Raw genomic sequence first — 20,834 nt, forward strand, 5'->3', positions numbered from 1 at the left:
ACGGACGCGGCAACGCCTTGGCGTTGAACAACGTGGCCGACGTGCCTTGCCCGCCGGCACGCGGTCAGGCCGCGTCGGTCTCCATCATCTTCACCCGGCGCTGGTACCAGCCGTCGCCCAGCGGATCAAACACGGCGCTGCGTTCCATCACGCCTTGGTACACGTGTACCGACACGGCCACGTCGTCATCGCTGGCGTTGCACAGCGTGTGGTACTCGTGCGGTGGAATCAGGCTGCCGGCGCTGCCGCGACAGCCGTACAGCGCTTCCTGCGCGGCGAAGCGGTGGCGTTCGCCCTGGCGTTCCAGCAGCGCATACGGGGTAACAATCAATTCGCCCTGCCAGACCCCTTCCACGCACCACATGGCATCGTGGTCGTGCAGCGGCGTGCCCTGCCCCGGCCCCCAGCACATGGCGATGACGCTGTAGCCCAGGGTCGGGCTGCGGTGCAGTTCGCGACGGGCGTAGTGGCCGTCCACCGGGCGGCGTACACACGGCGGCAACTGGATCTGTGGATCGGCGATGGCCTCGCGCAGCACGCGCTGCAGGGCGCCGGTGATCGCGCGCGGATCGGCCAGGCAGACGGCGCCGTCGATGGCCGCAAGCAGGCGCTCCCGGCCCGCAAACGGCAGTGGTGTGAATCGCTCTCCCATGTCGGCCAGTCTAGGCGAGCGGGGTTAACAGAATGTTGTCATCCTGCTGCGGTCACTGTGATGGAGCCGATTGCGACAGTTATCGCCGAACATCAACGAAAATGGCGGGCCAATTACGACATCATGGCAACAGCAACGGACGCAGCGCCGGCACCTCGCGGGCCAGTTCGGTCGCCACCAGGCTGGCGAACACCGCTGCGCCGTCCGCGCCCAGGTGGGTGTAATCGAAGGCCCGCTTGGCCTGCCCCATCGGTTCCAGCGCGGCGTTCTGCGCCGCCGCAGTTGCACCGGCCGCAGCGGGGGTGGCGCCGACCGTGGTGCCGCCCAGCGCGCTGGCCACCTGCACCTGGCTGGCCGGTGCCTGCGCCAACTGCATGGCCGGCACTGGCCCCAGCGCCTGCACCAGGGAGCGGCTGCGCGCATGCAGGTCCACCAGTGGCACCTGCAGTTCGCGCGCAACCGCGCGCACGCTGTCGGCCCATGGCGCCAGGTCATCCACCAGCGCCCCATCAACGAACTGGCGGCGGGTGAGCGGGGTCAGCAGTACCGGCTGGGCACCGGCGGCGCGTACCTGCAGCACGTAGCGCCGCAGGTTGTCGGGGAACTCATGCTGCAGATCGGTGGACCGCCCCGGCTTGCCCGGCTGGTCGTTGTGGCCGAACTGGATCAGCACCCAGGTGGCGGCGTAGCCCGGCGTGCGCATTTCCGCCTCGACCAGCGCCCACGAACCTTCGGCACGATAGTTGTACGTACTGCGGCCGCCACGCGCCAGGTTCAGGCAGGCCGCGAACGAGGTCACATGGTCGGCGCAGAAGCGCGGTCCCCAGCCCCCCTGCACCGCCGTGGTGGAATCGCCGACCAGCACGATCTTGCTGGCGCGGATCGGCGTGGGCGGTGGGCGGTCACTGATCGAAGGATCCATCGCGGCCTGCGCGGTGCCGGCCGCCATCAGCGCCAGCAGGACAGTCAGAAAGCGCATCTCAGGCAGTTCCTCGTTGCAGGAAAGGCACGCGCTGGTAGAGCTCGCGCTCGCCACCACGCGGGTCATCGGCGCCGCGGCTGTGCACGTCGAACAGCATGGTGCGCCGCTGCGGCAGGGTGTACGGCGCCCATGCCGGCAGACCGGCATGGTTGGGATCACCGTGGCGGGCAAAGGCGATCAGCGCATCGCTCATGCGCGCCGCCAGTGCGCGCGCCTCGCCGCTGCCGCCGGTGCGCGCGCTGGGCAGGCCGGCGTTGTCGAACACCAGCGGGATATCCAGGGTGTGGAAGGCGCGCAGGCGACCGTCTTCCACCGGCGAGGGCCAGTCCAGCTGGTAGGCCCAGGTGGGCGCCGCAGCGGCCGGCTGCCGTGCACGCGCCTCCAGTTCTTCCACCGCGCCGCGCCACGAGCGGCCAGCGGTGGTCGCGGCGAAGAACACCTCCGACGCCGTGTAGTGCGGATAGAGGCGGCGGTAGTGCTCGATCACCACCGACGGCAGCAGATCGACGAACTGCTGTCTTTCCAGCTGCGCTGGCAGGGTGTTCCAGTCCAGTGCGAAGTTGGCCGGGTCATTGCCCAGGAACGCGCGGGTCTCGTCGCGGGTGTTGCCGATCACCATCGGGATGGCCGCCGACTGTGCCGGCGCCTGCGGCCAGAACGGATGCACCGGCAGTACCACCTCGTCCAGCACCGGGCCGAAGTACAGCGCGGTGTCTTCCACCCGCGACGGATCGCGGGCCCGGGTGGCTGCAAGCAGGTCGGCCGTCGGCAGGCGCAGCAGCGCCGTCATGTCCGCCGCGCCTACGCTCTGCATGGCCAGCGCCGCGCGCTGCGCCGCTGCGCGCGGGCCGGCTGCGGTCACCTGTTGTCCGCTCATGGTCCAGGCGCGCTGGAACAGGCCGCGCGCGGCGGGCATGGCCATCAGCGTGGCGATCTTGGCGCCGCCCCCGGACTGGCCGAACACCGTGATGTTGTCGGCGTCGCCGCCAAATACGGCCGCATGCGCACGCACCCAGTGCAGGGCCTGCACCAGATCCAGCTGGCCCACGTTGCCGGACATCGCGTAGCGCGGATCGCCCAGCGCGCCCAGGTACAGATAGCCGAAGGTATTCAATCGGTGGTTCAGGGTGACCACCACCACATCGCCGCGCCGGCACAACGCACTGCCGTCGTACAGCGGGTCGCTGCCCGAGCCGTTGTTGAAACCGCCGCCGTGTATGTAGACCAGCACCGGACGGCGCGCGCCGTCGTTCAGCGCCGGGGTCCATACGTTGAGGAACAGGCAGTCCTCGCTGCCCGGGCCTTCACCGCCGCCCTGCGGTGCTGCCGCACCGTATTCCAGTGCATCGGCAATGCCGCGCCACGGCGCCTCGGGGCGCGGCGGCTGGAAGCGGTAGGCGCGGGTGTCGGCGCCGTAGCGCAGGCCACGGAACACATGCACGCCGTGTTCGCGCTGGCCGCGCACGCGGCCGCCACGCACCCGCGCCACGACCTGCGTATCTGCGCGTGGGCCGGCTGCCGCCAGCGCGGCAGGCAGCGCTGCCACCGTTGCCGTGGCCAGCGCCCAGCGCGCACTGTCGCGCAGGAAACGGCGGCGCTGCAGATCGTTCGGCGCGGTGTTCATCGGCTACCCCGGGGTCGGATCCCCTTTCCACCGGAGAGGGGCTCTGAGCCCACCCCCGTCTCACCCGCCGCCAGCCACGCCTGCGCCAGCGCCGGCCACAGCGCCAGCGTGGAACCGGGCGCAACCCGCATGCCGAAACCATGCCCACCGTGCGCGAACAGATGCAGTTCGTGCTCCACCCCGGCCGCCGCCAGTGCCTGCGCCATCAGCGCGCTGTTGTGCACGCTCACCACGGCATCGTCGCTGGCATGCACCAGCAGGGTGGGCGGCATGTCCGCGCGCACCTGCTGCTGCATCGAATACTGCGCTGCCAGTGCCGGATCCGGATGTCCGCCCAGCAGGCGCTTGCGCGAACCGCTGTGTGCGTGCGCGCCCATGTCGATGACCGGATACACCAGCACCGCCCGTTCCGGGCGCGCGCTCAGCTGGTCGATGGCATCGCGCGCCGGATAGGCCGGAACATCGAAGCCGGTGGCCAGCCGTGCCGCCACGTGGCCGCCGGCGGAAAAGCCCATCACCGAGACGCTCTGCGCATCCATCCCGCGCCGGGCCGCCTGTGCCCGCACCACGCGCATCGCACGTTGTGCATCGGCCAGCGCGGCCTGGCGGTCGCGGCCGGGCTGCGGCAGGCGGTAACGCAGCACGAACAGCGTGTAGCCCGCGCGGTCCACCCACTCCGGCAGCAAGGCACTGTCTTCCTTGTCGATCACCACGCGCTGGTAGCCGCCGCCGGGAATCACCAGCAGGGCACGGCCGTTGCTGCGTGCGGGGGTGTGCACCAGCAGGTACGGCGCGTCCACCTGGTCGACGTAGCGGTCGGGCTGCGCCGGGTCGCGGCTGCGCTCGACCACCCGCGCCGGTCCGGCTGCCCCGTGTTCGCCGGGCACCTGCCCGGCCGGCCACAGCGCGATCTGTTCGCCTGCCAGCTCCTGACCGGGCCGTTCGCCCTCGCGCAGTGGCGTGGCGCCACCGCTCAATGGCGTGGCCAGCAGAAGACCGCACAACAACAGCACTACAGGACGCAGACGCATGGCAGGCAAGGGCTCCGAAGGCAGGGAACAGCGTGCCCCCAGGCAAGGTCCGGTGCACTTGATGCGCTGCGGCTTGCACGATGACACCGGTTTACCATATACACCTCCTGCAGACGCTGTCGATGGGCAGTGCAACAAACACAGGGAGACCGTTCTTGAGCAACGAACACGGCACACACGGGCAGACGCCGCCGCCGGACGATGCGGCCGCGATCGCCCACGCCTTCACCACGGCGCGCCGCGCCGGGCAGGCCCTGCCCGCATTCCCGGGCGATATCCCCGCCGACCTGGTCAGTGCCTACCAGGTACAGGACCTGGCCATTGCCGCTTGGGATGACCAGGTGGTGGGCTGGAAAGTGGGCTACATCGCCGCCGAGCGCCGCGATGGGTCCGGGGACGAGCGCCTGCTGGGCCCGGTTTTTTCCCGTCAGCTGAAAAATGCTACCGGTGGAACAACCGACATTCCGATCTTCGTCGGCGGCTTCGCTGCGGTCGAAGCCGAGTACGTGCTGGAGCTGTTGGAGGACGCTCCGGCCGCACAGGTGCAGTGGACGCCCGAGCAGGCCGAAGCCCTGCCCGCCCGCCTATACATCGGCGTGGAAGTGGCCAGCAGCCCGCTGGCCACGATCAACGAACTGGGCCCGCGCGTGGTGGTATCCGACTTCGGCAACAACAACGGGCTGGTGCTGGGCCCGGAGATCGTGGACTGGACCACGCGCGATGAAACCGCACTGCGCGCCGAAACGCTGATCGAAGGCGAAGTGGTCGGCACCGGTGGTGCCACCCGCCTGCCGGGCGGGCTGCGCGCGGCCTACGCCTTCGCGCTGTCCCGTTCGGCGCTGCGTGGCCGACCGCTGCGCAAGGGCGACCTGATCGCCACCGGCAACGCGACCGGCATCCATGACATCACCGCCGGGCAGACCGCGCTGGTGCGTTTCGCCGGCTTCGGCGACATTGCCTGCAGGGCCGTGCCGGCCGGGTAACCGCCAGCACGCCCCAGTGAACACGCGCGGGAGGGCGCAGATGATCACACGACGTAATTTCCTGGCCGGCGGTGCTGCTGCCCTGGCCACGCCGATGCTCGCCGCCTGCGGCCGTGGGCCGGCGGGCAGCGTGGACGGCGGCGCCCTGCTGACCGCTACCGACGTGCACGTCGCCGACTACCCCACCGTGACTGCGGTGAAGTGGATCGGTGAGACGCTGCAGCGCGAAACCAACGGCCGCCTGCGCCTGCGCCAGTACCACTCGGGCCAGCTCGGCCGCGAGTCGGAAGCGATCGACATGGCCCGCTTCGGCGCCATCGACATCACCCGCGTGTACGCCGGTGCGCTGAACAACGCCTTCCCGCTGACCCAGGCGCTGTGCCTGCCTTACGTGTTCAAGTCGGTGGCGCACCAGCGTGCCGCGCTGGACGATGGCGTGGCCGAGGCCGTGCTGCGCGGTTTCGAGAGCCGCGACCTGGTCGGCCTGGCGATCTACGATTCGGGCGCGCGCTGCTTCTACAACACCAAGCACCCGATCGTGGCACCGAAGGATCTGCACGGCCTGAAGCTGCGCGTGGCCTCGTCGGACATCTTCATCCAGCTGATGCGCCTGCTCGGGGCCAACCCCACGCCGATGTCGCTGGGCGACACCTTCTCGGGCATGGAAACGCACATGATCGATGGTGCCGAGAACAACATGCGCAGCTTCCACTCCAGCCGCCACTTCGAGGCCGCGCACTACTGGTCGCAGAGCGATCACTCGTATGCGCCGGACGTGCTGCTGATGTCGCGGGCCAGTTTCGAGCGACTGCAGCCCGATGACCGGCAACTGCTGCTGCACACCGCGCGCGCTTCAGTGGCGGTGATGCGCGAGCAGTGGGATGCCTCTGAAAGCGCCGCACGCCGCGCCGTGCTCGATTACGGCGTGAAAGCCAACGAAGTGGACATGCCGGCATTCCGCGCGGCCGCACAGCCACTGCTGAAGCACTACCTGCAACAGCCGGATATCGCCGCGCTGGTTGATCGCATCCGCGCTGCCTGAGGACCCTGCCATGACCGAGACGACGACGCCCGCCGCCGGGCCTGGACAGCGCCTGCTGGACCGCATTGCCGACATCGCCATCTACTGCGCCGTGGCCGCCCTGCTGGGGCTGGTGGTGGTGCAGGGCTGGCAGGTGTTCGCCCGCTACGTGATCAACGATTCGCCCAGCTGGACCGAACCGGTCACCCTGCTGCTGCTGGCCACCGCCATGAGCCTGGGTGCCGCCTGTGGCGTGCATACCAACCGCCATTTCGGCTTCTTCCTGCTGCACGCGTACATGGGCGCCGGCCTGCGCCGCGCCGTGGATGTGCTGATCCAGCTGGTGGTGGCGGTACTGGGCGGCTTCATCGCGTTCTGGTCGACCGACCTGCTGCTGGACGGCCTGGACATCAAGGCGGCCGGCGCCAACCTGCCGCAGAGCATCAACTACCTGCCGCTGGCACTGGGCGGCGCGCTGATGGTGCTGTTCGCGCTGAACCGTGCATGGAAGGCACTGCACCAGACGGCGGCCGATACCGGCACCGATGACGCTGAAGGAGATCGTTGATCCATGGGCATCACCATTCTGTTCTCCGTGTTCGCCGTGCTGCTGCTGTTGGGCGTGCCGGTGGCCTACGCGTTGGCGGCCGCAGCGCTGGCCACGCTGCTGTACCTGGATATTCCGACCATCGTGCTGGTACAGCAGATCTCGGCGGGTACCGGCTCGGCGTCGCTGATCGCCATTCCGCTGTTCATCTTCGCCGGCGAGATCATGATGCGTGGCGGCATCTCCGAACGCCTGATCGCACTGGCCTCGTCGCTGGTCGGCCGCATGCGCGGTGGCCTGGGCCAGGTCTCGATCCTGTCCTCGCTTTTCTTCGGCGGCGTGTCCGGCTCGGCCATCGCCGACGTCTCGGCCGTCGGCGGCACCATGATTCCGCAGATGGTCAAGCGCGGCTACGACCGCGACTTCGCGGTGAATGTCAGCATCACCGCCGCGCTGGTGGCGCTGCTGGTGCCGCCGTCGCACAACCTGATCCTGTTCTCGGCCGCGGCGGGCGGCGGGTTGTCCATTGCCGATCTGTTCGCCGCCGGCATCGTTCCGGCGCTGCTGATGACCCTGGCGCTGATGCTGACCGGCTACGCCGTGGCTCGCCGCCGTGGCTATGGCGTGGAAGCCTTCCCCGGCTGGCGCGCGGTGCTGCTGCGCATCGTCTCCGCCCTGCCCGGCCTGGGCCTGGTGGCACTGATCTTCGTCGGTATCCGCGCGGGCATCTTCACTGCGGTGGAAAGTGCGGCCATCGCCGTGGTCTACGCCCTGCTGGTGACCACCGTGCTGTACCGGCAGCTGCGCTGGCGGGAGTTCTTCGACACGGTGATCCACGCCGCGCGCAGCACCGGCGTGATCCTGTTCGTGATCGCTACCGCCGCTGTGTTCGGCTGGCTGCTTGCCTACCTGCAGGTACCGACCGCGGCCGTGGACTTCCTGCAGTCGTTCGCGCACAGCCAGTTCATGGTGCTGCTGATGATCGTGGTGATGCTGCTGCTGTTGGGTACCTTCATGGACCTGGCGCCGATGATCCTGATCTGCACGCCGATCTTCCTGCCGGTGGCCAAGGCCTATGGCATCGACCCGATCCACTTCGGCCTGGTGCTGGTGCTGACCGGTGGCCTGGGCCTGGTGACCCCGCCGGTAGGCTCGGTGCTGTTCATTGGTACCTCCATCGGCAAGATCACGGTGGGCCAGAGCATGCGCACCATCTGGCCGTTCTGGTTCGCTGCGTTGGCCGTGCTGCTGATCGTCACCTTCTTCCCGCAGCTGTCGCTGTGGCTGCCGGCCGCGCTGCGCGCATGATGCGCGGGCACACGCTGCCGCTGCTGCTGGGCCTGGGCATGGCGGCCGCCGCCGCCCAGGCCGGGCCGCCGCCGGCGTCGCCGGCATCACCTGCGATCCCGGTGGCCAGCTTCAACGATGGGGTGAACCACTGGCGCAGCGGCCATGCAGAGGGTTACGCGCGGCTGCAACCGCAGCAGTACCGGCAGATTGCCGACAACCTGCTGCTTCTACAGCGCCGCTCAGGCGGCTGGCCGGTGAACCAGGACCCGCTGCGGGTGCTGGATGGCGCGGCCCGCGAGGCGGCCCGCGTGGCCCAGGATGAGCCCGGCGGCAGCTTCGACAACCGCACCACCTACACCCAGGTGGATTACCTGGCCGAAGCCTTCGCCCGCAGTGGTGACACCCGTTACCGCGATGCAGCCCTGCGCGGCCTCGATTTCATCCTGGACCAGCAGATCGAAACCTGTGGCGGCTGGCCGCACTCGGTGCCGGCGCGCACCGATTACCACGACCGCATCACCTTCGCCGACGACGTGACCAGTGGCGTGCTGACCACGCTGCGGCAGGTGCAGACCGCGCCGCGCTTTGCCTTCGTCGATGCCACGCGGCGTGCGCGGGTGGCCAGCGCCGTGCAGCGTGGCGATGCCTGCCTGCTGCGCCTGCAGGTGCGCCAGCACGGCCAGCCCACGATCTGGGCGGGCCAATACGATGCCGCCACGCTGCAGCCCGCACCGGGGCGGAAGTTCGAACTGGCCGCGCTGGTCACCGACGAGAGCGTGGGCGTGGTGCGCTACCTGATGTCCATTCCCGATCCGTCGCCGCAGACGGTGCAGGCCATCGAAGGCGCGTTTGCCTGGTTCCAGGCCAATGCCCTGCACGGCCTGCGCCTGCAGACCGTGGATGCCCCGGCCGAACAGTTCGCCCACCACCGCAGCACGCAGGACCGGCAGCTGCTGGCCGACCCCGGCGCGCCGCCGCTGTGGGGCCGCTTCCACGACCTGGCCGACAACACGGTGGTGCTGGCCGACCGCCAGGGCCAGCGCCTGCAGACCTATGCGCAGGTGGGCCGCGAACGCCGCACCGGCTACCACTGGTACGGCACCTGGCCGCAGGCCCTGCTTGACCGCGACGCGCCGGCCTGGCGCGCGCGTACCGGGCACCGCGCCCCCTGAACCCGCATCCGCACCACGGAGGAACCCGATGCTGTCCAGCACCGCTCTGAAATCCCTGTTGGCCGCCACCCTGCTGCTGGCCGCGCCTGTGCTGGCGCAGGCCCAGCCAGCGTCCACGGCGTGGAAGCGCGGCATCGAGAACCAGCGCCAGGCCGACCTGGGCGACGGCACCTTCCTGAACCCGGTGTTCGCCGGCGACCGCCCCGACCCGTCGGTGCTGAAGGACGGCCAGGACTACTACCTCACCCTGTCCTCGTTCGACGCCTACCCCGGCCTGCCGATCTGGCACTCGCGCGACCTGGTGAACTGGCAGCCGCTGGGCCATGCGATCACCCGCAACGTGGGCGCGATCTGGGCACCGGACATCGTCAAGCACCAGGGCCGCTACTACATCTACTTCCCGGCCCGTACCGGCGAACACCGCAGCAACTTCGTGGTCTGGGCCGACAGCATCAAGGGGCCGTGGAGCGAACCGATCGACATCGGCCTGGGCGGCTACATCGATCCCGGCCATGCGGTGGGCGAAGACGGCAAGCGCTACCTGTTCCTGAGCGGCGGCGACTACGTGCAGCTGGCCGACGACGGCCTGAGCGTGGTCGGCACGCCGAAGCACGTGTACGACGGCTGGAAATACCCGGAAAGCTGGGACGTGGAGGCCTATGCGCAGGAAGGCCCGAAGATCCACTTCCGCGACGGCTGGTACTACATGACCACCGCCGTGGGCGGCACTGCCGGCCCGCCCACCGGGCACATGGTGATCACCGCGCGCTCGCGTTCGATCCATGGGCCGTGGGTGAACGCACCGAACAACCCGATCATGCGCACGCAGTCGGCTGCCGAACCCTGGTGGTCGCGCGGCCATGCCACGGTGATCGAAGGCACCGACGGGCGCTGGTGGATGATGTACCACGGCTACGAGAACGGCTATTGGACGCTGGGCCGGCAGGCCCTGCTGGAACCGATCGAGTGGACCGACGATGGCTGGTTCGTGGCCAAGGGGGGCGACCTCGGCCAGCCGCTGCGCAAGCCGTCCGGTGAATCGGTGGGCGCGCATGGCATGGCCCTGTCCGACGACTTCCGCGGCAAGGCGCTCGGCCCGCAGTGGTCGTTCTTCAACCCGGCCCAGGACGAGTACCGGCGGCTGGGCTTCAGCGGCCAGGGCCTGGTGCTGCAGGGCAAGGGCGAGACCCCGCGCGACAGCTCGCCGCTGACCGCCATCGCCGGCGACAAGGCCTACCAGTTCGAGGTGGAGATGGACATCGCCCCGGGCGCGGTGGGCGGCGCCCTGCTGTTCTACAGCGACCGCCTGTACGTGGGCGTGGGCAGCAACGGCGAGAAGTTCATCATGCACCGCTACGGCGAAGAGCGCCCCACCCGCTTGGCGCCCAGCGCAAAGGGCGGCAAGCTGTGGCTGCGGATGACCAACAACCGCCACATCGTCACCATCCACTCCAGCACCGACGGCCAGCGCTGGCAGAAGTACCCGGTTCAGATGGAAGTGTCCGGTTACCATCACAATGTGGCGGGCAAGTTCCTGGCACTGAAACCGGCGCTGTATGCGGCCGGCGACGGTGCGGTAACCTTCCGCAGCTTCCGCTATCGCGCGCTGGACTGAGCGCGCGCTGGAATCCCCAGACTTACCGGGTTCACTACATGTCAGTGCGCAACAAGAACGATGCCGCCACGCCGGCATTGGCGAAGGGCAAGGCCGCCACGATCAACGACATCGCGCGACTGTCGGGAGTATCGAAGAAAACGGTTTCACGGATCATCAACAACTCGCCGCTGGTGCGCAAGGACACGCGTGACAAGGTCGAGGCGCTGATGCGCGAGGTCGGCTACACGCCCGATCCGCTGGCCCGTGGCCTGGCCTTCCGCCGCTCCTTCCTGATCGGCATGGTCTACGACAATCCCACCGCGCAGTACATCGTGGACATGCAGTACGGCGCGCTGGACGCGTTGCGCGGCTCCAGCTTCGAACTGGTGGTGCACCCCTGCGACAGCCGCAGCCCGGGCTACATCGATGGCGTGCGCCGCTTCGTGCAGCAGCAGAAGCTGCACGGGGTGATCCTGGTGCCGCGTGCGTCGGAAGACCAGGCGCTGGCCGACATGCTCGACGAAATCGGCTGCCGCTTCACCCGCGTGGCCGCGTTGCCGCTGGATGACAGTTCGCAGATGGTGGTGACCCATGACCGCGACGGCGCCGCCGAAGCGGCCGATTACCTGCTGTCGCTGGGCCACCGCGAGATTGCCCTGGTGACCGGCCCCAGCGCCTACCGCTCGGCCCATGAACGCACCGCCGGTTTCATCGACGCGCTGTCCCAGCGTGGCATCGAGCTGCCGAAGGACCGCATCATCGAGGCCGGCTACACCTTCGAATCGGGTGTGGCCGCGGCCGAGAAACTGCTGCTCGGCAAGCGCCGGCCCACCGCCATCTTCACCGGCAATGATGAAATGGCCGCCGGCATCTACAAGGTGGCGCTGCGTGCGGGCATCAACATCCCGCGCCAGCTGTCCATCATCGGCTACGACGACAGCCCGCTGGCCTCGCGGCTGTGGCCGTCGCTGACCTCGGTGCGCCGCCATACCCGCGACACCGGGCGCACCGCTGCGGCCATGCTGATCCAGCCCGAAGGCCAAGCCGCGCTGCAGATCGCCAGCGTGCGCCCGCACCTGATCGTCCGCGACTCCTGCCAACCGCCAGAGGACTGATGCCGAAGGCATCAGTCCTGTAGGTCGCAAGCTCGCTTGCGACGCCTTCGGTAGGTCGCCAGCTTGCTTGCGACACACCCTGTAGGTCACGACCGTTTGTGGGTCACGACCGTTGGTCGTGACGCTTCAGCCGCCCTATCGTGCGACGCAAAATGACACCGGTTACCAGCGTCGCTAGAATCGACCGCGAACCGCGCCGGGGCCGAACCCTTCGGCCCGCCCCCTGCTCTGGAGAAGCCATGTACTGCAAGACCCACTACGCCACCCATCCCGACGCCATCAAGGGCGCCAGCAACGACCAGCTGCGCGAGCTGTACCTGCTCGACGGCCTGTTCAATGCCGGCCAGGTGACCCTGAAGTACACCCACTACGAGCGCTTCGTGCTGGGCGGCGCCGCTCCGTTGGATGCCCCGCTGGCGCTGCCGGCGCAGACCGAACCGGCCTCGGCCGCCGGCCACCCGTTCCTGGAGCGCCGCGAGCTGGGCGTGATCAACGTCGGCAGCGGCACCGGTACGGTCACCGTCGACGGCACCGTCTACACGCTGGGGCCGAAGGACGGCCTGTACGTGGCCATGGGCAGCAAGGACGTGGTGTTCGCCTCGCAGGACGCCGCCAATCCGGCGCAGTTCTACCTGGCCTCGACTCCGGCGCATGCGCGTTTTGAAACCAAGCAGCTGTCGATCAAGGACGCGGTGGCGCTGGACCGCGGCGCGCTGGAAACCAGCAACGAGCGCACCATCTACCAGTACATCGTGCCGGCCACCTGCCAGTCCTCGCAGCTGCTGCTGGGCCTGACCGTGCTGAAGCCGGGCAGCGTCTGGAACACCATGCCGCCGCACCTGCACGACCGCCGCAGCGAGGTCTACTTCTACTTCGATCTGGGCGCCAACGACCGCGTCTACCACTTCATGGGCGAACCGGACGCGCAGCGCCACATCGTCATGCAGAACAACGAAGCGGTGGTGTCGCCGCCGTGGTCGATCCACATGGGTGCCGGCACCAGCAACTACGCCTTCATCTGGGCGATGGGCGGCGAGAACCTGGATTACACCGATATGCACGTGCTGGACATCTGCCAGCTCAAGTAAGCCCTGCCCGGCCGCCGCGCACCGCGTGCCGGCGGCCGTCGCCGCACTCCCCGCTCGCCTCTACCAAGGAACGCATACGCAATGGCCAATCCCTTCAGCCTGGAAGGCAAAGTCGCTCTGGTAACCGGTGGTAATACCGGCCTGGGCCAAGGCATCGCCGTGGCACTGGCTGCCGCTGGCGCCGACGTCGCCGTGGCCGGCATCGCCCCGCCCACCGAAACCATCGAAAAGATCACCGCGCTGGGCCGCCGCTGCCTGGCCATCGAAGCCAACCTGATCAGCATCGAGCCGGTGGCGCGCGTGGTGCGCGAGACCATTCAAGGCCTGGGCGGGCTCGACATCCTGGTCAACAACGCCGGCCTGATCCGCCGCGCCGACGCAGTGGATTTCAGCGAGCAGGACTGGGACGACGTGATGAACGTCAACATCAAGTCTGCGTTCTTCATCTCGCAGGCGGCCGGCCGCCACTTCATCGAACAGGGCCACGGCAAGATCATCAACATCGCCTCGATGCTGTCCTTCCAGGGCGGCGTCCGCGTGCCGTCGTACACCGCCAGCAAGAGCGGCATCGCCGGCATCACCCGCTTGCTGGCCAACGAGTGGGCGGGCAAGGGCGTGAACATCAACGCCATTGCACCGGGCTACATGGCCACCGACAACACGGCCGCCCTGCGTGCCGATGCGGACCGCAACAAGGCGATTCTCGAGCGCATTCCGGCAGGCCGCTGGGGCAATCCGGAAGACCTGGCCGGTGCGGCGGTGTTCCTGGCGTCGTCTGCGTCGGACTACGTGAACGGCGCCGTGCTGCCGGTCGATGGTGGCTGGCTGGCGCGCTGACGCGCACCGGTCTGTAGAGCCGAGCCCCTGCTCGGCTGTCGCGCTCTGATCGAAAACAGCCGAGCAGGGCTCGGCTCTACAGGAGTGCCGCGATGCGAAGGCTGTTGCTGCTGTTGCTGCTGTCATGCACCGCCGCGCAGGCGGCGCCGGTACGCGTGTTCATTGCCGGCGATTCCACCGCTGCCGAGTACGGCCCCGAGCGCGCACCGCAGGCGGGCTGGGGCCAGGCGCTGCAGAGCTATCTGGACCCGGCACGCTTCGAAGTACACAACCACGCCAAGGGCGGGCGCAGCACGCGCAGCTTCATCGATGAAGGACGCCTGGACGCCATCGCTGCCCAGCTGCGGCACGGCGATGTGCTGCTGATCCAGTTCGGTCACAACGATGCGAAGTTTGAAGACGCCAGCCGCTACACCGACCCGGACGGCGACTACCCGCGGTTGCTGATGCGCTACGTGCAGGCGGCACGCGAACGCGGCGCCACGCCGGTGCTGATCACCCCGGTAGCGCGCCTGCTGTATGACTTCGGTTCGCTGCTGGACACGCATGGCCGCTATACGCAGTCGATGAAGGCGTTGGCGGCGCGCGAGCAGATCGCGTTGATCGATCTGAACGATCGCAGCACGCGCTGGATCCGTGCGCTGGGCGAGCAGGGCGCACGGCCGTACTTCCTGTTCGTGCCCGAGCAGGGCAAGGCCGACGGAACGCATTTCAGCGTGGCCGGCGCCAACGCGGTGGCCTGCCTGGTGCTGCGCGAGGCGGTGCCGCTGCTGCCGGCGCTGAAACCAGCGCTGGTGCGTGACATCGACTGCGACGTGATGGGCGCAGGGCAGGGCGCCGATGCGCAGCGACCCTCGCAGGTGCTGCATGAAGACACGGTTGCCCGCATGCAGCCAGGCCCGCATGGCGGTGCCGGGCCGACCACCGCGTATCCGTTCTTTGCCGACGCAGCGGATCTACCGTTCGTGCTGCGCAAGCGGGTACTGCACAAAGGCGCCGGCATCGGCCTGCATCCGCAGCACAAGGATGAGATCTATTACATCGTGAGCGGGCAGGGCAGCTACGTGCTGGATGGAAAGCAGCACGATGTGCGCGCGGGCCACGCGCTGCTGACCCGCACGGGCAGCACGCACGCGCTGCAGCAGGTGGGCGACGAGGATCTGGTGGTGTTGCTGGCGTACCCGCGCGACTGAACGTCAGTCGAGCAAGCTCGATTCTACCGGGGGGCTGGGTCCTCGTTGTTCAACCGGTTCCGGGCCAAAGTGCCTCAAGCCCAGCCGGGCCAGGTCTTCCGGGCGCTCGAAATAGGCTTCGTCGAAGGCATGCAGCGCTTCCTGCTCCTGTTCGGTCATCGCGCCGTACAGGTCGGTCAGTTCCTTGATTTCCGGGTCATCTTCCAGCCGGTCCAGCAGCCCGCGCATGCCGGCAAGGATCGCGTGGGTCTGCACCGCGCCCATCGCCTGCAGCGCACGCAGCGCCAGCTGGCAGGTCGGGTCGCCCCAGTTGCACAGGAACTGCATGAAGCCGCCGTTGTTGATGTCCGCTTCCATGCGCCACAGCGCCACCAGCTGCTGGTCTTCATCCGACAGCGCATCCAGCGTCCATCCGGCGTCTTTCAGTCGTGCCAGCGCGGCTTCGTAGCGGTCATCCCACACCTGGTTGGGGATATCGACCACGCCTGCCTCGCGCGGCGGCAGCAGCGCCGGCCAGTTCACGCCCAGGCCATCGGCGTTGGCGACCCAGTGCGCGCGCTGTTCGGCCGTGGCTTCGAACAGCGCGGGCGCCCAGCGCAGTGGCTGGCGGGTACGGCGGCCATCGGCCAGGGTCAGCAGGATGAAGTCGTCGTCGAAGGCGACGTCGGTTACGCGCAGGCCGGCAAATTCTTCAGTCATGCCGTGGAGGATAGCGGCGCTGTCGGCCTACCCGGAAACTTCAAAACACCTGAACACTTTTGAAGTTTAGTTGCATAAACTTCAAAAGAATGAGAGGCTTTTGAAGGATAGGGGTGATCCCAGTGGAGAGTTCCGATGCGTCGGGCAGACATTGCAGGGCCCTTGCAGGCCTACCTCGTTCCCGTGGAAGGTCGGCCCAATCTGCTGGCCATGACGCCTCCTCCCACGCCTCGCCGGCTGCCTGAGGGGTATGCGGGCTCGCGGCAGCGCCTCATCGCTGCAAATGCATCGCTGGACCGTCTGGATCAGGCGATGCGGCAATGGCCTGCCCCTGACATGGTCACCCGGACGCTCGCCAGGCGCGAAGCCGTCCAGAGCTCCCAGATCGAGGGGACCCAGACCAACCTGGACGAGCTGCTGGTGTTTGAAGCCACGCTCGGCCTGGACGGGCTGCCCGCCGACGTCGTGGTGACCGAGCGTTACGTGCAGGCACTTCAACTGGGCCTTGAAGCCGTGCGAGCCAGCGGTCGCAAGGCGCTCGATCTCGCCCTGGTGAACCAGCTCCACGCCGTGTTGATGCAGGACGCCCCTGACGATTTTCCCAAGGGACGGTACCGCCAGGAGCAGGCCATCATCGGTCCGCTGGGTGGACGACCCGAGGATGCCCGTTTCGTCCCTTCGCCGCCCGACCGCATCGGTGCGGCGATGCGCGAACTCGAGCGCGCCATGTTGAAGTACGAGCCCGCCGAGGAAGAACAGTTCGAACTCAACATCATCGCGCAGCTGGCGATCGCCCACGCCCAGTTTGAAACCATCCATCCCTACAAGGACGGCAATGGGCGCACGGGAAGGTTGCTGTTGCCGTTGATCCTCGCCGCCGAAAGACATCCTCCGCTCTATTTGTCGGGCGCGTTGTTGCGCAACAAGAGCGCTTACTACGACGCCCTCAACCAGGTCCAGCTTCGCGGTGAGTGGGGACCATGGATGGATATGCTGTGCCAGGCCGTGGTGGAGTCTGCCCATGACGCAATTTCCATCGCCGATGACATGTCACGGCTCAGCGCAGCGTGGGAGAGTCAACTTCAAGGCTATCGTCGCGACTCGGTGGCACGCAGGCTTCCGCCCCTGCTGATCGGTCACCCCGTGGTGACCGCAGGCCAGGTGGCTGCGTTGCTGGAGGTTTCCGACAGGTCGGCCCTGACCGGCATCTACGCGCTTGAGGCAGAAGGCATCCTCGTCCCCGGCAATGATCGTCGCTGGGGACGCACCTATCACGCGCACGCGGTCCTGCAACGGCTCAATCAGCTCCCAACGGCACCTCCTGAGCGCCTGCGCTGAGCCCTCGCCTCACACGTCGCCGCCGTCCGCCCACCCTTCACCCGTACCCGCCTGGAACACGCGGTCGTCGGCCTGCACATCGCCGGCCGGCAGGTGGGCCTGGTCGGCCAGTGCGGCGTAGATCGGAGTGAAGTCCGGCGACGTCGCCTGCATCAGCTGTTCGAAACTGTCGATGACGAAGTAGGTCTTCTGGAACGTGTCGATGCGGTAGCGGGTGCGCATGATCCGCTGCAGGTCGAAGCCGATCCGGTTGGGCGCGGCCGATTCCAGCGAATACAGCGATTCGCCCTTGGAAGACACGATGCCGGCGCCGTAGATGCGCAGGCCCTCGGGCGTGTCGATCAGGCCGAACTCCACGGTGTACCAGTACAGCCGGGTCAGGTTCTGCAGCGCCTCCGTGCCGATCGCGTGGGCCTTCACGCCGCCACGGCCGTAGGCTTCCATGTAGTCGGCGAACACCGGGTTCATCAGCAGCGGCACATGGCCGAACAGGTCGTGGAACAGGTCCGGCTCGGCGATGTAGTCGATCTGGTCCGGGCGGCGGATCCACCAGGTGACCGGGAAACGGCGATTGGCCAGGTGGTCGAAGAAATCCAGTTCCGGCAGCAGGCCTTCCACGCCCACCAGGGTCCAGCCGGTGGCCGCGCCCAGCACTTCGTTCAACTGGTCGAAGCGCGGAATCATGTGCGCGCTCATGCCCATCTCGTCCTGTGCGTCCAGGAATTCCTGGCAGGCGCGGCCGACCAGCAGCTCGCGCTGGCGCTGGTACAGCGTGCTCCAAGTGGCATGGTCGTCGGCGCTGTAGGTGTCCCACGGCTGCTCGACCAGCGCGGTGGTGTACACCGGCACGTAGCCCTTGTCGGTCTGCTGGTGTTCGACGCGGCGGGGCTGGGCGAGGTCCATGGGGCACTCCTTGAAGGGATACCGGTGATGCTAGGGCAGGGGCCGCGCAACAGGGTTGCAAAAGTTGCGTCGAATGCGGCTTGTGGCGCAATATCCTTGCGTACTCACCGTGTTGCGGGGCAGCAATGGCCGGAGAAGTCCAGTTCGATCGCACGGATATACGCCTGTTGGCCGAGATCCAGCGTGATGGTCGCGCCACCAACGCCGAGCTGGCGGCGCGGGTGAACCTGTCCCCGTCTGCCTGCCTGCGCCGCCTGCAGCGGCTGGAGAGCGAGGGCGTGATCGTGGGCTACGGCGCACGGCTGGAGCCACGCCAGCTGCGCCTGGGCCTGCAGGCCTTCGTGCGGGTGCAGCTGGAAAAGCACGATCAGGCCGCCATCGGCCATTTCGTGGACAGCGTGCAGGGCTGGGATGAAGTGGTGGCCTGCCATGCCCTGACCGGTGACATGGACTACCTGCTGCACGTCTACGTGCGCGACCTGGAACATTTCTCGCGCTTCCTGCTGGACAAGCTGCTGAACGCCGGCGGCGTGGCCGATGCCAATTCCAGCTTCGTGCTGCGCACGGTGAAGGGGTTCCAGGCACTGCCGCTGTCGCAACTGGAATGAACGGCCGCTGCGATTTGACGGCGCCGGGCGGGTAGCCGAGCATCACCGCCCTGCGCCCGCCGCAGCGTTCCTTTCCGGTAACAGGCATGTCCGATATCCAGCCCCCGGTGCTTGCCACCACCTTCCTGCCGCTGCAGCGCAAATCGCTGGCGCGCTTCATCGCCCATGGCACGCCGCCGCAGACCGCGCTGGAACAGGCCGGGCTGATGGCCGCGCAGCTGTGCCGCACACGTCTGCACGCACCGGCGGAGATCGAGCGGCTGCTGCACGATGCCTGCACGCTGTTCGCCGCCGACGGTGCCGACGGTGCCGCCGCCGCCGCGCAGCTGGCAGGGCAGGGCGGCGGCGCGCAGCCGGAACTGGATGCGTGGCTGTCCGCACTGGCCGCGCACGGCGTGCTGCTGGCCCCGGCGGAGATCCTGCAGGACTTCATCGTGCAGTCGCCACGCGCCTATCCCGGCCAGGCCCTGCAGCAGGCGTGCCAGCAGACGTTGGCCGAGCATGCCATCCGCTTTCCTGCCACCTTCGCCAGCGATGTCGATGATGACGATGCTGCACAGGACGAGGCCGACGCCGAAGACGCGCGCGCGGTCGAACACCACGGCCTGTACACCAGCGAGCAGGCGCGCGTGCTGCGTGCCATCGCCGCCAATCCCGATGAACTGATCGATCTGGACGGCTACGCGGGCACCGGCAAAGGCCATCTGGTGCTGGCACTGATGGATGCGCGCCCCGGCCGCTACACCTACGTGGCGCCGTCGCGCGCGCAGGTGGAAGCGTTCCGCAGCCGCGTGCCGGGCAGTACCGCGGCGCGCCTGCTGACCCAGATCGAATTCGCCAACCGCCTGGCCCAGCATGCCGCGCGCAGCGGCCTTAGCAACGGCTTCGTGGCCAGCTACCGGCGCAGCACGCGTACCCCGCGCGAGATTGCCGGGCGCATCGGCCTGCAGGGCATCGGCGCGCGCACACCGGAGCAGGTGCTTATGACCGCCTTCGAGGCGATCAACCGCTGGTGTGCCTCGGCGGCGCCGCGCATGGCCTTCCAGCATTTCGACCGCTCCGTGCCGGCGGCCATGCTCGACGTGGCGCCCTATCTGCAGGCGGCCGAATATGTCTGGCGCTGCATGTTCGATGCCGACCTGCAGCGTGGCACGTTGCTGAGCCTGAGCCCGCTGCACATCGGCAAGTGGCTGGCCCTGCGCGGGGTGCGTCCACCGTTGGAGCTGGGCATGCTGCTGATCGACGAGGCACACGATCTCAGCCCGTCGTGGAAGCAGCTGCTGTCCACCCACGCGCCGGGCGTGGTCAGCCTGGGCGACCCGCACCAGTGCCTGACCGGCACCGTGCCGCGCTGGGCCGCATCGAAAGTGCTGGAAATGCATCAGTCGGTGCGGCAGGGCAACCAGGTGGACGACCTGGTGAACCAGACCTTGGCGCTGGACGGGCTGGGCCAGGACAGCAGGCCCTTCGTCGGCGCCGCCGACCGCGCCACCGGCGTGCTGCAGTACCGCGACTGGACGCAGGTGCCGATCGCCGGCCTGCGCATCCACGGCAGCGCGGCGCCTCTGGTCCAGGATGCCGCCCAGCTGCAGCTGCGCGGCCTCAGCCCTTACCTGCACCCGGCGTCACTGCGCACGCTGCGCAGCCAACTGCAGCGCCCGCTGGACGCCTGGCGTCGGCGCGGCGACAACGGGTCCAGCCAGGAGTGGCAGCGCGTGCTGGCGGCCCTGGCCGACGACGGGCAGGGCGCACTGGTGGAACTGCTGGCATCCAACGAACAGGTGCAGGCGCTGCTGCAGGTGCTGGACGCGCAGGAAGCGGCCAGTGATGGCGGCGTGGTGCTATGCCTGGCCGAACATGCGAAGAACCTGCAGTTCGACGTGGTTGCACTGTCGCCCAGCTGCTTCAGTGCAGGGCAGGGCAGTCGCATCTGGCACAACCCGGTGCGCGCGGCCTATCTGGCCATGACCCGCGCGCGGCGCCAGCTGCATGTGCCTGCCGATGGCATGGAACACCTGCAGCACACGGCCGCCCTGCAGGAACAGGCGCGGCAGGCACGCAAGCGCGAACGGCAGCACGCCAGCGGCTACCGGCCCGTGCGCTGATACCCGCGCGGGTGGGCCACCGGGACGGTGGTTCGCGCTGTGACCGGGG

General features: G+C 68.3%; 19 protein-coding genes. 13 read left to right on the plus strand and 6 right to left on the minus strand.

Going from position 1 to position 20,834, the window contains the following annotated elements; translation table 11 throughout:
• Positions 1-64: 64 nt before the first annotated feature.
• The 4 genes from C1922_RS00200 to C1922_RS00215 form a co-directional block, all read right to left on the minus strand.
• Positions 65-652: a cysteine dioxygenase family protein gene (locus C1922_RS00200; RefSeq protein ID WP_108747937.1), complete on the minus strand. Its 588-nt coding sequence runs from the start codon at positions 650-652 to the stop codon at positions 65-67.
• 121 nt (positions 653-773) lie between these two features.
• Positions 774-1,574 carry a rhamnogalacturonan acetylesterase gene (locus tag C1922_RS00205; protein ID WP_234413528.1) on the minus strand — a complete coding sequence of 267 codons (801 nt, stop codon included), beginning with the start codon at positions 1,572-1,574 and terminating at the stop codon, positions 774-776.
• 58 nt (positions 1,575-1,632) lie between these two features.
• Positions 1,633-3,258, minus strand: a complete 1,626-nt coding sequence (locus C1922_RS00210) for a carboxylesterase family protein (RefSeq protein WP_108747939.1) — start codon at positions 3,256-3,258, stop codon at positions 1,633-1,635.
• Positions 3,255-4,289, minus strand: coding sequence for an alpha/beta hydrolase (locus C1922_RS00215; protein ID WP_108747940.1), 1,035 nt, complete (start codon positions 4,287-4,289; stop codon positions 3,255-3,257). The genes C1922_RS00210 and C1922_RS00215 overlap by 4 nt, the downstream gene beginning before the upstream one ends.
• A 155-nt stretch (positions 4,290-4,444) precedes the next feature.
• On the opposite strand from C1922_RS00215, the gene C1922_RS00220 reads away from it, so the two are divergent.
• From C1922_RS00220 to C1922_RS00265, 10 genes are all read left to right on the plus strand, one after another.
• On the plus strand, positions 4,445-5,272 hold the full coding sequence (locus tag C1922_RS00220; RefSeq protein ID WP_108747941.1) for a 2-keto-4-pentenoate hydratase: 828 nt from the start codon (positions 4,445-4,447) through the stop codon (positions 5,270-5,272).
• Between the two features lie 40 nt (positions 5,273-5,312).
• Positions 5,313-6,314, plus strand: a complete 1,002-nt coding sequence (locus tag C1922_RS00225; protein ID WP_108747942.1) for a TRAP transporter substrate-binding protein — start codon at positions 5,313-5,315, stop codon at positions 6,312-6,314.
• A gap of 10 nt (positions 6,315-6,324) precedes the next feature.
• Positions 6,325-6,861 (plus strand): TRAP transporter small permease, encoded by a 537-nt coding sequence (locus C1922_RS00230; RefSeq protein ID WP_108747943.1) that lies wholly within the window; start codon positions 6,325-6,327, stop codon positions 6,859-6,861.
• A gap of 3 nt (positions 6,862-6,864) precedes the next feature.
• The gene (locus tag C1922_RS00235) at positions 6,865-8,148 is read left to right on the plus strand and encodes a TRAP transporter large permease (RefSeq protein WP_108747944.1); all 1,284 of its coding nucleotides are present in this window, start codon (positions 6,865-6,867) and stop codon (positions 8,146-8,148) included.
• Positions 8,121-9,302, plus strand: coding sequence for a pectate lyase (gene pelA, locus C1922_RS00240; protein WP_234413407.1), 1,182 nt, complete (start codon positions 8,121-8,123; stop codon positions 9,300-9,302). The genes C1922_RS00235 and pelA overlap by 28 nt, the downstream gene beginning before the upstream one ends.
• A gap of 28 nt (positions 9,303-9,330) precedes the next feature.
• Complete coding sequence (locus C1922_RS00245) at positions 9,331-10,917, plus strand: family 43 glycosylhydrolase (RefSeq protein WP_108747945.1); 1,587 nt, start codon at positions 9,331-9,333, stop codon at positions 10,915-10,917.
• A 38-nt stretch (positions 10,918-10,955) separates the two neighbouring features.
• A complete protein-coding gene (locus C1922_RS00250) occupies positions 10,956-12,014 on the plus strand; it encodes a LacI family DNA-binding transcriptional regulator (RefSeq protein WP_108747946.1) in 1,059 nt (352 codons plus the stop codon).
• Between the two features lie 239 nt (positions 12,015-12,253).
• Positions 12,254-13,102 (plus strand): 5-dehydro-4-deoxy-D-glucuronate isomerase, encoded by an 849-nt coding sequence (kduI, locus tag C1922_RS00255; RefSeq protein WP_108747947.1) that lies wholly within the window; start codon positions 12,254-12,256, stop codon positions 13,100-13,102.
• Positions 13,103-13,183: 81 nt separating this feature from the next.
• Positions 13,184-13,939 (plus strand): 2-dehydro-3-deoxy-D-gluconate 5-dehydrogenase KduD, encoded by a 756-nt coding sequence (gene kduD, locus C1922_RS00260; protein WP_108747948.1) that lies wholly within the window; start codon positions 13,184-13,186, stop codon positions 13,937-13,939.
• A 92-nt stretch (positions 13,940-14,031) separates the two neighbouring features.
• On the plus strand, positions 14,032-15,132 hold the full coding sequence (locus tag C1922_RS00265; protein WP_108747949.1) for a GDSL-type esterase/lipase family protein: 1,101 nt from the start codon (positions 14,032-14,034) through the stop codon (positions 15,130-15,132).
• A gap of 3 nt (positions 15,133-15,135) precedes the next feature.
• Here C1922_RS00265 and C1922_RS00270 read toward each other — a convergent pair whose 3' ends face one another.
• Entirely contained in the window at positions 15,136-15,831 is a 696-nt protein-coding gene (locus C1922_RS00270) for a DUF4375 domain-containing protein (protein ID WP_108747950.1), read from the minus strand.
• 162 nt (positions 15,832-15,993) lie between these two features.
• Between C1922_RS00270 and C1922_RS00275 the strand changes: the two genes are divergently transcribed.
• Positions 15,994-17,169, plus strand: coding sequence for a Fic/DOC family N-terminal domain-containing protein (locus tag C1922_RS00275; RefSeq protein ID WP_159091803.1), 1,176 nt, complete (start codon positions 15,994-15,996; stop codon positions 17,167-17,169).
• Between the two features lie 9 nt (positions 17,170-17,178).
• On the opposite strand, the gene phhA is transcribed toward C1922_RS00275, so the two are convergent.
• Entirely contained in the window at positions 17,179-18,072 is an 894-nt protein-coding gene (phhA, locus tag C1922_RS00280) for a phenylalanine 4-monooxygenase (RefSeq protein ID WP_108747952.1), read from the minus strand.
• A 125-nt stretch (positions 18,073-18,197) separates the two neighbouring features.
• Between phhA and C1922_RS00285 the strand changes: the two genes are divergently transcribed.
• The gene (locus tag C1922_RS00285) at positions 18,198-18,680 is read left to right on the plus strand and encodes an Lrp/AsnC family transcriptional regulator (RefSeq protein ID WP_108747953.1); all 483 of its coding nucleotides are present in this window, start codon (positions 18,198-18,200) and stop codon (positions 18,678-18,680) included.
• Between the two features lie 86 nt (positions 18,681-18,766).
• Complete coding sequence (locus C1922_RS00290) at positions 18,767-20,785, plus strand: hypothetical protein (protein WP_108747954.1); 2,019 nt, start codon at positions 18,767-18,769, stop codon at positions 20,783-20,785.
• Positions 20,786-20,834: the final 49 nt, after the last annotated feature.

The sequence above is a fragment of the Stenotrophomonas sp. ZAC14D2_NAIMI4_7 genome, assembly GCF_003086675.1.
Classification (GTDB): domain Bacteria; phylum Pseudomonadota; class Gammaproteobacteria; order Xanthomonadales; family Xanthomonadaceae; genus Stenotrophomonas.